This window comes from Rhizobium sp. NZLR11 (genome assembly GCF_019685115.1).
In the GTDB taxonomy this organism is placed as follows: domain Bacteria; phylum Pseudomonadota; class Alphaproteobacteria; order Rhizobiales; family Rhizobiaceae; genus Rhizobium.
Window position 1 is genome coordinate 24,350 of sequence record NZ_JABDWD010000016.1, and the last position, 13,037, is coordinate 37,386.

General features: G+C 58.4%; 14 protein-coding genes. 11 read left to right on the plus strand and 3 right to left on the minus strand.

Translation table 11 applies throughout. From position 1 onward, the window contains the following. Nucleotides 1–131: 131 nt before the first annotated feature. The 3 genes from repC to repA form a co-directional block, all read right to left on the minus strand. A complete protein-coding gene (gene repC, locus HJB83_RS24165; protein WP_221159683.1) occupies nt 132–1,376 on the minus strand; it encodes a plasmid replication protein RepC in 1,245 nt (414 codons plus the stop codon). 156 nt (nt 1,377–1,532) lie between these two features. Next, nucleotides 1,533–2,525 (minus strand): plasmid partitioning protein RepB, encoded by a 993-nt coding sequence (gene repB, locus HJB83_RS24170; RefSeq protein ID WP_168259693.1) that lies wholly within the window; start codon nt 2,523–2,525, stop codon nt 1,533–1,535. A gap of 84 nt (nt 2,526–2,609) precedes the next feature. Then, on the minus strand, nt 2,610–3,800 hold the full coding sequence (gene repA, locus HJB83_RS24175) for a plasmid partitioning protein RepA (RefSeq protein WP_221140545.1): 1,191 nt from the start codon (nt 3,798–3,800) through the stop codon (nt 2,610–2,612). A gap of 389 nt (nt 3,801–4,189) precedes the next feature. Here repA and HJB83_RS24180 point away from each other — a divergent pair, with 389 nt between their 5' ends. From HJB83_RS24180 to trbH, 11 genes are read left to right on the plus strand one after another with little or no spacing between them, the layout of a single operon-like run. Beyond that, complete coding sequence (locus tag HJB83_RS24180) at nt 4,190–4,828, plus strand: acyl-homoserine-lactone synthase (protein WP_127431485.1); 639 nt, start codon at nt 4,190–4,192, stop codon at nt 4,826–4,828. Then, nucleotides 4,825–5,802 (plus strand): P-type conjugative transfer ATPase TrbB, encoded by a 978-nt coding sequence (gene trbB, locus HJB83_RS24185; protein WP_221159684.1) that lies wholly within the window; start codon nt 4,825–4,827, stop codon nt 5,800–5,802. The genes HJB83_RS24180 and trbB overlap by 4 nt, the downstream gene beginning before the upstream one ends. Beyond that, entirely contained in the window at nt 5,792–6,175 is a 384-nt protein-coding gene (locus tag HJB83_RS24190) for a TrbC/VirB2 family protein (protein ID WP_168337876.1), read from the plus strand. Before trbB ends, HJB83_RS24190 begins: the two co-directional genes overlap by 11 nt. Further along, nucleotides 6,168–6,467: a conjugal transfer protein TrbD gene (locus HJB83_RS24195; RefSeq protein ID WP_131702484.1), complete on the plus strand. Its 300-nt coding sequence runs from the start codon at nt 6,168–6,170 to the stop codon at nt 6,465–6,467. The genes HJB83_RS24190 and HJB83_RS24195 overlap by 8 nt, the downstream gene beginning before the upstream one ends. Nucleotides 6,468–6,477: 10 nt before the next feature. After that, the gene (locus HJB83_RS24200) at nt 6,478–8,928 is read left to right on the plus strand and encodes a conjugal transfer protein TrbE (RefSeq protein WP_221140548.1); all 2,451 of its coding nucleotides are present in this window, start codon (nt 6,478–6,480) and stop codon (nt 8,926–8,928) included. Next, on the plus strand, nt 8,906–9,703 hold the full coding sequence (gene trbJ / locus HJB83_RS24205) for a P-type conjugative transfer protein TrbJ (RefSeq protein WP_221140550.1): 798 nt from the start codon (nt 8,906–8,908) through the stop codon (nt 9,701–9,703). Before HJB83_RS24200 ends, trbJ begins: the two co-directional genes overlap by 23 nt. Next, nucleotides 9,700–9,900 (plus strand): entry exclusion protein TrbK, encoded by a 201-nt coding sequence (trbK, locus tag HJB83_RS24210; RefSeq protein WP_131702481.1) that lies wholly within the window; start codon nt 9,700–9,702, stop codon nt 9,898–9,900. The genes trbJ and trbK overlap by 4 nt, the downstream gene beginning before the upstream one ends. After that, nucleotides 9,894–11,075 carry a P-type conjugative transfer protein TrbL gene (gene trbL / locus HJB83_RS24215; protein WP_221140560.1) on the plus strand — a complete coding sequence of 394 codons (1,182 nt, stop codon included), beginning with the start codon at nt 9,894–9,896 and terminating at the stop codon, nt 11,073–11,075. The genes trbK and trbL overlap by 7 nt, the downstream gene beginning before the upstream one ends. Nucleotides 11,076–11,095: 20 nt before the next feature. Continuing rightward, nucleotides 11,096–11,758, plus strand: a complete 663-nt coding sequence (locus HJB83_RS24220) for a conjugal transfer protein TrbF (protein WP_034523051.1) — start codon at nt 11,096–11,098, stop codon at nt 11,756–11,758. Between the two features lie 17 nt (nt 11,759–11,775). Beyond that, nucleotides 11,776–12,588 (plus strand): P-type conjugative transfer protein TrbG, encoded by an 813-nt coding sequence (gene trbG, locus HJB83_RS24225; RefSeq protein ID WP_087002831.1) that lies wholly within the window; start codon nt 11,776–11,778, stop codon nt 12,586–12,588. A gap of 3 nt (nt 12,589–12,591) precedes the next feature. Next, nucleotides 12,592–13,032, plus strand: coding sequence for a conjugal transfer protein TrbH (gene trbH / locus HJB83_RS24230; RefSeq protein ID WP_221140562.1), 441 nt, complete (start codon nt 12,592–12,594; stop codon nt 13,030–13,032). Nucleotides 13,033–13,037 lie beyond the last annotated feature (5 nt).

A 13,037-nucleotide genomic window follows, 5' to 3' on the forward strand; every position in this document is an offset into this window, starting at 1 on the left:
GGGGGATTAACCTGCTTCATTTCCTCTAATTATCTGTATTTGCTTGAATATCTTTCAAAAAAAACGGCTGACAATCGGGATTGGGAAAATAGCCGGATCGGCATCGTAGTAACTAATTTGGCGGTTTGCGTCTATCCCACGCGACGTATGGTATCACCGTTTGCCTTCAACAGAGACATCAGCATCGGTCCAAGCGAGAATTCCCCACGTTCCGCGCGTTTCGTGAGGTCGCGAAGATAGCCTCCAGCAGAATTTATGAAGTTTGATCGCTCGAGAATGCACGCCATAGCCACTGCGGCATTTTCTGGCCCCATCGCATTGCAGGCCTCCTCATAGGCTGACGGGCTGACACCCAACATCGAGCGGACCACCACGGCCGCAGTCATCAGCTCTCGCCAATGTGAAACGCCGCCCCCCGGCCCATAGTCTCCAATCTGCGGACAAGCTCGAAGAATCATTCCCAGCGGGAACACTTTGATCTGTTCGAGCTTTGCCTTCGTCTCTCCAGGCGTCACACTCGTTGCTTGAGGCTCTTCCGGCCCGCTCTCGCCCTGCTCTTTTTCGGAGCTAGGTTCAAATTCATTTATAGATTCGGTATTTGAATTCTGTATGTGGCGGTCATTTGAGATGGCATTGCCGTGCATATTTTTGGTTTCTGATTGCATTTCCAGAAGGTTGAGTGCCTCAGAACGCAAGAGCTCCATCTCATCGAGTGTGGCTTCGACTTGATTTCTGTCCGGATAGCGAGGATGCCGCCCCAGAATTCTAATATACATCATTTCGACATGCTCCCAATTGCCGGGAGCGCCTTCCTCAATCGCAGCTGTTATCAACTTGCGGACATCTCGGCGGCAGATCGTGAGTGCTTCCTTCGCCCGGCGAAAGCGCATACGCTCCGCGGCTACGTCCTGAGCCAGCAAGGCAAGCTCGGTCGCACGCGCAAGCAGCGGGCTCAGATCAAAGCCGTAAGCCTGTTCGATCACCCCAGCTCGATCGCGGTGTGCATAACGTTTTCCGTTTGGACTATCACGACGCTGGATAAGTCCTGCATCGACGAGTGCTCCGAGTTGGCGGCGCAGTGTACTCTCGGTAATCCCGTGAGCGCGAACGGACAGCTGCGCATTGGATGGAAATACAACAAGTCCGTTCTCGCCATCGAGCTGTGGATCAGGGTAGAACGTCAAAAGGGCATCGAGAACGGCAAGCGCTCTGTCTTGCAGGCCAAAGCGTTCCCTCGCTTCGCACACATCGCGAAATACTTTCCACTTTTCGACACGCGTGCCTGGTGTTGAAGCCGCGATCGCCAATTGCCCTTTCACCAAGGCAAGCGTCGCCGGCCGCCGCCCAAAGGGCGTCGTTACATGTCTCGTTTGCATTTTTCTTTCACCTTTCTTCAGGCAAAGGAAATCCGCTCACCAAATCGGTGCCAAAACTCTTGACTGTGATTCCGGGAAATGCGATTCTCGATCTTGCTAAGGATAACGAGAGAGGCCTTCGCGGTTTACCGTTCGGGGGCCTTTTTCTTTTGCGGTCTAATCTCCGTTGCGTTCAGGTTTGGACTGCCTGTATTCGTCGTACAGATGATCCATGCGGCTAGAAAGCCAATCGCTGAAGGGTTTGGCTTCCGCATTCGAAAGCTCGATCGCGACCTTCTTTGACCTGGCATTCATTGTGAGACTCAGCGAACTATCGCTCGACGTCCATTCTTTCGACGATCTCGGGCTTTTCGGATTCTTGGCCGCTGACTTGTTCTTGTACCGGGTGAGATACCCGTGCAGGTTATCGAACCTCGCCTCTTCCTCGAGCTTTAGAAACTCAGCCGTTTCCACATAGCCCGTGGCGATCTTCAGAAGGGCAGGGGTCAGCAGCAGCTGGCGCAAGCTCAACCACTTGTCGCGGCCGATTTTCTTGGCCGCGCCGAGAGCCTTGATGACCGGGGCAGGGACCACATCGACCACGCCTAGCATTTTGGAGAGCATTGCCTCATCAACCGCCAGCGAAGATCTGACCACGTCCTTCGTCATCCCGGACGCGATCAGGTTCTGTGCGAAATAAGCACGCTCAATAAACGAGAGATTTAAGCGGGCGGAGTTTTCCTGTCCTTGCGCAATCGCAGAGTTGATGTCGTCTAACTTCTTGACGACGGCCTTGACCGGTATTCCGAGTTCTCGAGCGACCTTGAGGCGACGATGGCCGAAGACGACCATGTAGCGCTGTCCGTCTGACGAACTGGGTCGAACCAGAATAGGTGTCGTTTGCCCAGATTCTTTGATCGCTTGCTTGAGCTCCTGAAATTCCTCCCCGTCGTCTGAAAGTCGATCGGCTACGAAGGAGACGTCGAGTAGTCGCGGATCCAAATCCACGATCACCTCGCCCTCCATGAGCTTCTTCGTATTCTCCGCTAGGTCCTCAATGGACCGGACGACTGTCTTTGCAGCGCCAGTCATGCCGTAGCCAGGCTTCGTTGGCGTTTTCTCGTTCAGCGAGGAAAGATCCAGTTTTGCGAACGGGTTTTCACGCGACATCATCGGCCTCCATATTCGCCATCAAATGCGATAAGGCATTGGCTCGGCTCGTAAAAAGCGGGAAAAAAACGGCTGACAAGTTGATCATTTCCTCCCCCATGCACTGTGGATGAGATCCACGACCTCGCCATTGGCCGCGTTCAGGCTCTCCATAGCGCGGTCATAGGTCGAGCGAACGAAATCACCGCGCTCAACCTCATACAAAGTCTGCTTTCGTATCGATGCATCCGATATCGCCGTCGACTTAAGCACGTGATTTCGCAGCATCTGTTGTGCAAACATAGACTGCATAAAGCCGACCATCTGTGCTTGCGGAATATCGGTCGGCTCAAAGCGCGTTACGAGGTAACGGAACCATTCCACACGGATTTCTGCACCAGCCTCTGCAACGGGGGTCATGATGCCGCCCAGCATCTGCAGGAACTGGCTCATCGACATGATGTCCAGCATTTGCGGGTGGATGGTAATCAGGATGCCGGTGGAGGCCATCAGCGCGGTGATCGTTAGATAGCCGAGTTGCGGGGGGCAGTCGATGATAACAACATCGTACCTGTCATCCACTTCCTTCAGCGCATTGACAATGCGCATGTGAAACAACCGGCCCTCGTCACCTTTCCGGGAGGAAATGGACAGGGGCACATCGTACTCAAATTCCTGCAGCACGAGATTTGCCGGGACAACGTCTAGTCCAGGAATGTTCGTCGGCTGGATCACCTCTGAGATCGGCTTGCGCTCATCATCGAAACGAAGCGCTTCGTATAGAGACGCGGTGTCATCGAGTTCGGGCTGAATGCCGAACAACGACGTAAGTGACGCCTGAGGATCGAGATCGACGGCGAGGACACGGTGACCGGTGAGGGCTAGGTATTGCGCCAGATGCGCCGCTGTCGTCGTCTTGCCGCTTCCGCCCTTGAAGTTCACGACCGATACGACCTGCATCGGCTCGCCTTCACGACGACGGGGAACGTAATAGCGCTTGTCGGATTTTTTGTTGGCTTCGAGGTACTCGCGGAGTTCCAGCATCTGATCCGCGGTATAGTAGCGTCGGCCGCTGACCGATTCGATCTCTGGGCCCTTCCCTTCGGAATGGATTTGCCGGAGATGGCTCTGGGTAACGCCCATGAATTCGGCGACTTCGCCGAGCTGAAACTTGCGCAGTCCCTTCCGAGCGTCCGGAGGATACTGCTGGCTGCGCAGCATATGCAACGCGCTTGAGATCTTCGCCCCTTGCTGGGCGATCTCAACGTCAAACCTGTTGGGCTGCTGATGGCTCATTTTGAAAACTATTTCCCGGGAGGCTGAACTTTCGAAAAAATGGCCCCATAGCCATAATTTTCGCAACTATCTCCCGATTCTCAGATAGCCGCAAGAGAATTAAGGTTAACAAAGGGTTAAGGCAAAATCGACGGGTTGCACACCCATAGCTTCTTTTCCTTGCGTTTTCACGGATTTAGCTAGGGGGATGGCCCGCCGCGTTCATGGTCCGTTTTACTGTGAATCCTACAATGCGCCCCGCGTTTATGTGGCTGCGCAAGGCCCCCTCGATCACCCCTTATCGCTTTTCCTTGCCGACTCGCGTGAGTGCGACTTGTAGGATCCTACAACTGCCTCTCGATTCAATTCTGTGCTGATTTCGCCGCCACCAACAACGACGGAGAAAGTTCATGCAGGTTCTCGCGTTTTCAGCACCCCGGACGATTCAAGAGGCTCACCTCCTTCACCTCCACTACCAGCTACGTGCGCGGGTTTTTTCCGACCGCCTCGGTTGGGAGGTGGACGTAACGGCGGGGTACGAGTCCGATGGCTTTGACGCACTTCGACCGACCTATGTTCTCGCCATCGCCGAGACCGGCCAATTGGCTGGGTGCGCGAGACTTCTTCCGGCGCTTGGTCCGACGATGGTAGCCGATGTTTTCCCCTCGCTTCTCCCCGACGGTCAGCTCAACGGTCATGCCGCGATGATCGAGAGTTCCCGGTTCTGCGTCGATACGGCTCTCACGGAGGGGAGGGCGGACGGCTCGGTCCATGAAGCGACGCTCACCATGTTCGCTGGCATCATCGAATGGTGCATGGCGAATGCGTACACTGAGATTGTTACGGTGACCGATCTTCGGTTTGAGCGGATCCTCGCTCGCGTTGGGTGGCAGCTGCATCGTTTAGGCGAACCCAAGAAGATCGGCGTGACGATGGCCGTAGCAGGCACGCTGTCCGCCGACGCAGATACGTTCCTCAGGCTTCGCCCCTCCAACTACCGTTCTGAACTCGCCCCCTGTCAGCCTGGCAGCCTAAGGAGAAATACGTGAACCAGCTTCGCTCTCACCCTCGGCTCGTCCGCAAACTTCAGGATGCGCTCGGCGATCAGCTTTGTGTTGCCCTGGATGACGTGAATGTCGTCGAGATTATGCTCAATCCAGACGGAAAGCTGTTCATCGAACGGTTAGGTCACGGCGTTGCGCCCGCCGGCGAGATGTCATCCGCTGCCGCCGAGATAGTCATTGGTACAGTGGCGCACGCGCTGCAGTCAGAGGTCGACACGGAACAGCCCATCATCTCCGGCGAGCTGCCAATCGGTGGCCATCGCTTTGAGGGACTGTTGCCCCCCGTTGTCACCAAGCCTGCCTTCGCGATTCGTCGCCGGGCATCACGCCTCATTCCGCTCGAAGACTATATTTGCGCCGGCGTGATGACAGAATACCAAGCCGCAACGATCCGCAGTGCCATTTCCACGAGGCTGAACATCATCATTTCCGGGGGAACGGGCTCGGGCAAGACGACGCTTGCGAACGCTGTGATCCGAGAGATCGTCAAATCCGCCCCAGACGATCGCCTCGTCATTCTCGAAGACACCGCCGAAATCCAGTGCGCAGCCGAGAACGCCGTTCTCCTCCATACCAGCGATACGATCGACATGGCGCGGCTCCTCAAGAGCACGATGCGGCTGCGCCCCGACAGGATCGTCGTTGGCGAAGTTCGCGACGGCGCGGCCCTGACGTTGCTCAAGGCCTGGAACACCGGCCACCCGGGCGGCGTGGCGACCATCCACTCGAACACCGCCATGTCGGCGCTGCGTCGGCTTGAACAGCTCACGGCCGAGGCAAGCCAGCAGCCGATGCACGAGGTGATCGGAGAGGCGGTCGACCTGGTCATTTCGATCGAGCGGACACCGCGGGGGCGGCTGGTTCGCAACATCATTCAAGTCGAGCGGTTCATCAACGGACAGTATGAGATCGAATCCGATCAGCCCACTGAAGAACAGGAGGCGCGCCATGTCGCGTAAGCATACCCTCATCGCGGCCGCGCTCGCGGCGGCGCCAATCGTTCTTGCCTCTGTCGCGCCGGCGCTCGCCAGTTCCGGCGGCAGCCTCCCATGGGAAGGGCCACTGCAGCAGATTCAGGAATCGATAACCGGCCCGGTCGCGGGTGCGATCGCGCTTGCAGCCGTGGCCATCGCCGGCGGCATGCTCATCTTCGGCGGCGAGCTCAACGATTTCGCGCGGCGACTTGTGTACGTCGTTCTTGTCGCCGGCATCCTGCTCGGCGCCACCAACATTGTCGGCCTGTTCGGTGCGACCGGCGCTTCGATCGGGCTGACCGACGAGCAGATCACGTCAATTGGTTCGAACAGAGGAGGGGAGGAAGATCATGGCTGAGTCCCTGTCCGGCCTGCGGCGTAACCGCATCCATCGCGCGCTCTCTCGCCCGAACCTGCTCATGGGCGCCGACCGGGAGCTGGTCCTGATCACCGGTCTTGCAGCAGTGATCCTGATCTTCGTCGTGCTTACGGCCTATTCGGCGATCTTCGGCGTCACTGTCTGGGTCGTGATCGTCGGGCTGCTCAGGATGATGGCGAAGTCCGACCCACTGATGCGGCAAGTCTATATCAGGCACATTTCCTACAAGCGCTACTACAAGGCAACCACTACGCCGTGGCGACGGTACTGAGGAGGCGGCCATGGTAGCTCTCAAACGCTTCCGGGTAACCGGCCCTTCCTTCGCCGATCTCGTTCCCTATGCCGGCCTGGTCGACAATGGTGTCCTCCTCTTGAAGGACGGAAGCCTGATGGCCGGCTGGTATTTCGCTGGCCCGGACTCCGAAAGCGCGACCGACCTCGAGCGTAACGAGCTGTCGAGGCAGATCAATGCCGTTCTGTCGCGGCTCGGAAGCGGCTGGATGATCCAGGTGGAGGCCATCCGTATTCCAACGGTCGACTATCCATCAGAAGATCGATGCCATTTCCCCGACCCGGTAACCCGCGCAATCGATGCCGAGCGTCGGGCGCATTTCGCGCGCGAGCAGGGCCATTTCGAGAGCAAGCATGCGCTGATCCTGACCCACCGGCCGCTCGAATCCAAAAAGACTGCTCTCAGCAAATACATCTATTCGGATGAGGAAAGCCGGAAAAAATCCTACGCGGACACGGTGCTCTTCGTGTTCAAGAACGCGGTGCGAGAGCTTGAGCAGTATTTGGCCAACACGCTTTCGATCCGGCGAATGGAAACCCGTGAAACGGTCGAAAGGGGAGGCGAGCGAATTGCCAGATACGACGAGCTGCTGCAGTTCGCGCGGTTCTGCACTACCGGGGAAAGCCATCCAATCCGGCTACCCGACGTTCCCATGTATCTCGACTGGATCGCCACCGCGGAGCTTGAGCATGGACTGACGCCAAAGGTCGAAAACCTTTTTCTCGGCGTCGTTGCGATCGACGGTCTGCCGGCCGAGAGCTGGCCCGGTATTCTCAACAGCCTAGACCTGATGCCGCTGACTTATCGGTGGTCATCGCGCTTCATTTTCCTTGATGCCGAGGAGGCCCGGCAAAAGCTCGAACGGACGCGGAAGAAATGGCAGCAGAAGGTCCGGCCGTTCTTTGACCAGATATTCCAGACACAAAGTCGATCCGTCGACCAGGACGCGATGACGATGGTAGTCGAGACTGAGGATGCGATCGCGCAGGCCTCGTCGCAACTGGTTGCCTATGGCTATTACACACCGGTCGTCGTGTTGTTCGACAGCGATCGCGAAGCACTCCAGGAGAAGGCCGAAGCGATCCGGCGGCTGATCCAGGCGGAAGGTTTCGGGGCACGGATCGAAACGCTCAACGCCACTGACGCCTATCTCGGTAGCTTGCCAGGCAACTGGTATTGCAACATCCGTGAGCCGCTGATCAACACCAGCAATCTCGCCGACTTGATTCCGCTGAACTCAGTCTGGTCCGGAAACCCCGTCGCGCCATGCCCCTTTTACCCACCGAATTCGCCGCCCTTGATGCAGGTTGCGAGCGGCTCGACAGCGTTTCGTCTGAACCTGCACGTCGATGATGTCGGCCACACGCTGATCTTCGGTCCGACCGGTTCTGGCAAGTCGACGTTGCTCGCCCTGATCGCCGCGCAGTTTCGTCGCTACGAAAATGCGCAGATCTTCGCCTTTGACAAAGGCAGTTCACTTCTGCCCCTGACGCTCGCAGCCGGCGGCGATCATTATGAAATCGGCGGCGACAGTGTGGAAGAGGGGAGGGCATTGGCCTTCTGCCCACTCTCCGAACTCAAAAGTGTTGCCGACCGGGCTTGGGCGGCGGAGTGGATCGAGATGCTGGTCGGTCTGCAGGGTGTCACCATCACACCCGATCATCGCAACGCCATCTCTCGGCAGATCGGCCTGATGGCGAGCGCCTCTGGTCGCTCACTCTCGGATTTCGTCAGCGGCGTGCAGCTGCGCGAGATCAAGGACGCACTGCATCACTACACCGTCGACGGCCCGATGGGGCAGCTTCTCGATGCGGAAGAGGACGGCCTCACGCTCGGCGCCTTCCAGACCTTCGAGATCGAGCAACTAATGAATATGGGCGAGCGCAATCTCGTGCCAGTGCTGACCTACCTGTTCCGCCGGATCGAGAAGCGTTTGGATGGGTCGCCAAGTCTGATCGTCCTCGACGAGGCGTGGCTCATGCTCAGCCACCCTGTGTTCCGCGACAAGATACGCGAGTGGCTTAAGGTGCTGCGCAAGGCAAATTGCGCCGTCGTTCTTGCGACCCAATCGATCTCGGATGCCGAACGATCCGGGATTATCGACGTGCTGAAGGAATCCTGCCCGACCAAGATTTGCCTTCCGAATGGCGCCGCTCGTGAGTCGGGCACGCGAGAATTCTATGAGCGAATAGGGTTCAACGAGCGTCAGATCGAGATCGTCTCGAGCTCGATCCCCAAGCGCGAATACTACGTCGCTACCCCCGACGGCCGGCGGCTCTTCGACATGTCGCTTGGGCCAATCGCACTGAGCTTTGTCGGCGCGTCGGGCAAAGAGGACCTCAAGCGCATTCGCGCACTGAAATCCGAACATGGCCACGAATGGCCGATCCACTGGCTTGAAACGAGAGGAGTTCACGATGCCGCATCGCTACTCAAGTAGATGGCTCGTCTGCTTAACAGCCGCCGCTCTCACGATTGGAGGCTCAGGCACGGTGCAAGCTGGGACAGCCACCGGCGCTGCGACCGAATGGACGCAGCTCGCCAACAATGCGCAGCTTGTCGATCTCATGAAAAGCTCCGGCATCCAGGTCGACAATCAGCTGACGCAGATCAGCCAGCTTGCAGAGCAGATCCAGAACCAGCTGAAGATCTACGAGAACATGTTGCAAAACACCGCGCAGCTTCCTGATCATATCTGGGGGCAGGTCGAAAGCGATCTCAACCAGCTGCGCAGTATCGTCGACCAGGGACATGGCATCGCCTTTTCCATGGGGAATGCGGACGACGTTCTTCAGCAGCGCTTTCAGAGCTATGCCGATCTCAAGACCAATTTGCCGAGCAACGCAACCTTCTCCTCGACTTACCAGTCCTGGTCGGACACCAACCGTGACACGATCACCAGCTCGCTGAAGGCCGCGAGCCTGACGACCGACCAGTTCGAGAGCGAGGAAGACACGATGTCCTCGCTGCGGTCGATGTCCGAGACGGCTGACGGGCAGATGAAGGCTTTGCAGGTCGGGCACGAGATCGCCGCTCAGCAAGTCGCGCAAATGCAGAAGCTTCGCGGCCTCGTCTCCCAACAGATGACAATGATGGGAACATGGCTTCAGACGGAACAGACCGACAAGGATCTGGCGCAGGCGCGGCGGGAAAAGTTCTTCAACGCCGAGGTCAAGAGCGTTCCGGAGGGCCAGAAAATGGAGCCGCGCTGGTGAGCCGCCCCGTCCTGATTGCCTTGCTGTTGGCTGTCGCCGCTGCATCGTCTGCAATGACAGTGCTGATCGTCAATTCCCGAAACACAGGAACACCTGCGTTCACCGAGGAGCAGCGCGCCGTCCGGGAAAAATTCTTCGGCTCCGACAAGGAGCTGCCGCCGATCAAGGAAGGTCAGGAGATGCGCCCGAGATGGTGAAGGTTGCTGTCGCACGCTCGTTCCTGATGACAGGTCTCTTTTTCCTCGCCTATGCCGTTCCCGCATTCGCGCAGGAGGGGCAAGTCCTCACGGAATTGGAAAACCAGGTCTCGTCTGCTGCGAGGGGGTGGGAGACCACCATCATGGAGGCGGCGAAATCCCTATTCTGGATTCTCGCAACGATCGAGATCGGCATTGCGGCCGTCTGGTTGGCGATCCAGTCAGCCTCATTGGACAGCTGGTTTGCCGAACTGGTGCGGCGGATCATGTTCATCGGGTTCTTCGCATTCGTTCTGACCCAAGGTCCGACCTTTGCGCGAGCGGTGGTCGACAGCCTTTTCCAGATTGGCGCCGGCGGTGGTTCAGCGTCGCCCGCTGAGGTGTTCGACGCCGGAATCCGCGTCGCGTCGCAAATGTCGGAGCAGGCACAGTTTGGGGTTTTCGAAGACAATGCGCTGGCGATCGCGGCGGTGTTAGCAATGGGCATCGTCGTTATCTCCTTCTCGCTGGTTGCAGCGATTTTCGTGTCGGTCATGGTCGAAATGTATGTCGGACTGCTCGCCGGCATGATCATGCTCGGGCTGGGTGGTTCGTCCTTCACGAAAGACTTTGCTGTTCGATACCTCGTCTATGCCTTCGGCGTCGGCATGAAGCTGATGGCCTTGGTGATGATCGCCAAGATCGGATCGAACGTCCTGCTTGGCCTTGCGCAAGCTCCGACTGCCTCATCGGACCAGTTCGTTACGACCTTGGCGATCGCCGGTATTTCCGTCGTAGTCTTCATCATCGCCATGTATGTCCCGAGCATCATCCAGGGCGTTGTCCAGGGCGCATCGGTGTCCGGAGGAATGGAAGCGATCCGCCACGGCGGGCAGGCGGCGTCTTTCGCCGCAGGCGCTGGCTTCCTCGCCGCCGGCGCCGCCGGCGCAGGCTTTGCGGCCGCGCAAGCCGCACGAGCTGCTGGTTCATCCGTTGCAGGTGCCGCTCTTCGCGGCATGGGCGCGAGCTTCAGTTCCGGCGCGCAAGCAGCCGGATCAGCCGCGAAGGAAAAGGCAATCGGCTCTCCGGGCGCTTATGCCGGGTCCATTCTCGGACTGGCCAATGCGAAGCTCGATGAACAGCGCGGCGGTCATAGCGGACCGAAGCCTCCTCCCGAACGCAACGACAAACCGTAATCGAGACAAGGGAAGAATAAATGGCAGCGAACCGCGCCCCGGAAAACCCATACCTTGCCGCCCGCCAGGAATGGAGCGAACGCTATGGTTCCTATGTGAAGGCAGCCGCCGCATGGCGGATTGTTGGTGTCCTCGGTCTGGTAATGGCCGTCATCGGCTTCAGCTACGCGATGTATCTCAGCACGCAAGTGAGGCTCGTGCCTTACATCGTCGAGGTCGACAAGCTCGGAACTGCGGTCACCGCAGGCTTCCCCGAGCAGATCGAGTATGCCGATGTCCGCGTGGTGCGCGCCACACTCGGCAACTTCGTCACGAGCTTTCGCTCGATCACGCCGGATGCAGTGGTGCAGAAGCAATATATCGACCGCACCTACGCTCTTCTTCGCACCTCCGATCCGTCGACGGAGAAGGTCAACGCCTGGTTCCGAGGCAATTCTCCGTTCGAGAAGGCAAAGTCCTCGACCGTTGCCATCGAGGTCAACAACATCGTGGCGCTCTCGAACCAGACCTATCAGATCGACTGGACGGAATACGAGCGGGACCGCAAGGGCAAGGAAACCGGCACGCGGCGGTTCCGCGGGATCGCAACGGTGACGCTCACCGCGCCACAGGATGAGGCGACGATCCGCCTCAATCCGATCGGCCTCTACGTCCGGGATTTCGACTGGACGGCACAGCTTTAAGGGTAGGGATTCTTTCAATGAAAAAAACGGGATTGATCGCGGCCGCCGGCTGCATGGCCGGACTCTTGCTTGCGGCGGGCGCGCAGGCGCAAAGTATGACGAGCAACGAGGTGAAAGGAACAAATCTTTCCAAAAAGTGGCGCGGCACGCCGGGATTGGTGACGACGGGACCGGACGGAAAGGTGATCTTCCTGTTCGGCGAAACGCAACCTTCCGTCGTCTGCTCGCCGCTGCAGGTCTGCGACATCGAACTTCAGGGTGGCGAGATCGTTCGCGATGTTATGGTCGGCGACACCGTGCGCTGGAAGGTAGAGCCGGCCACTTCGGGGGCCACAGGCGGACAGGCGATCCATCTCATCGTCAAACCGTCGGAGCCAGGCCTTCTCACCTCAATGGTCGTGACGACATCGCGGCGCACCTATCACATCCAACTCAAGTCCCATCCGAGCCAATACATGGCGCGCGTTGGTTTCGAATATCCGGAAGACGTGTCCACCAAGCTCGCCGACATCAACACCCGTCTCGAAACGGGCGGCATTCCGGGCACCGCGCCGGACAAGCTGAACTTCTCCTATTCAATCAGCGGCGGTGCTTCGTGGAAACCGAAGCGGGTCTATTCGGACGGGGTGAAGACCTACATCCAGTTCCCGAAGTCGATCTCCGGCCAGGATGCGCCTGTGCTTTTCGTCGTCTCCGGCGGTCAAAATCGCATCGTCAACTATCGCATGAAGAACGACATGATGACCGTCGACTATGCGATCGACAAGGCGATCCTCGTTTCCGGTGTCGGTTGGCGGCAGCAGAAGATCACCATCCGGCGGGGAGGCTGAACCATGCGCAAGCTTCTCACATATTTCGTCGTGGGCGCGCTGCTCTCCGGTTGCCAAACGGCGGACGACGCACTGACCACCAGTTCCACACCTGTGGCCGTCACCGGACCGGCTGCAAGCGCCATCGCCGGCGACATGGCAAGTCGTCTGGCCGAACAGATCGGCCCGGCCGGTGCTACGACCACGATCAAAATGGAGACGGACGCATCGGAGTTCGCATCCGCCCTCGAGGCGGCCCTGAAGGGGCGGGGTTATACGGTCGTCAGGGACGGCAAAGTCGCCAAAGACATCAAGCCGGTCGAGCTTGCCTATGCAATTGAGGGAATCGACGGGCAGCTGCTCGCGCGGGTTTCGACGCCTTCGATCGCTCTCGGACGTGCTTATACACCAACGGCGGCAGGCGCCACGCCGGCTAGTCCGCTTTCGATCATGCAGCGTAACTGACGGAG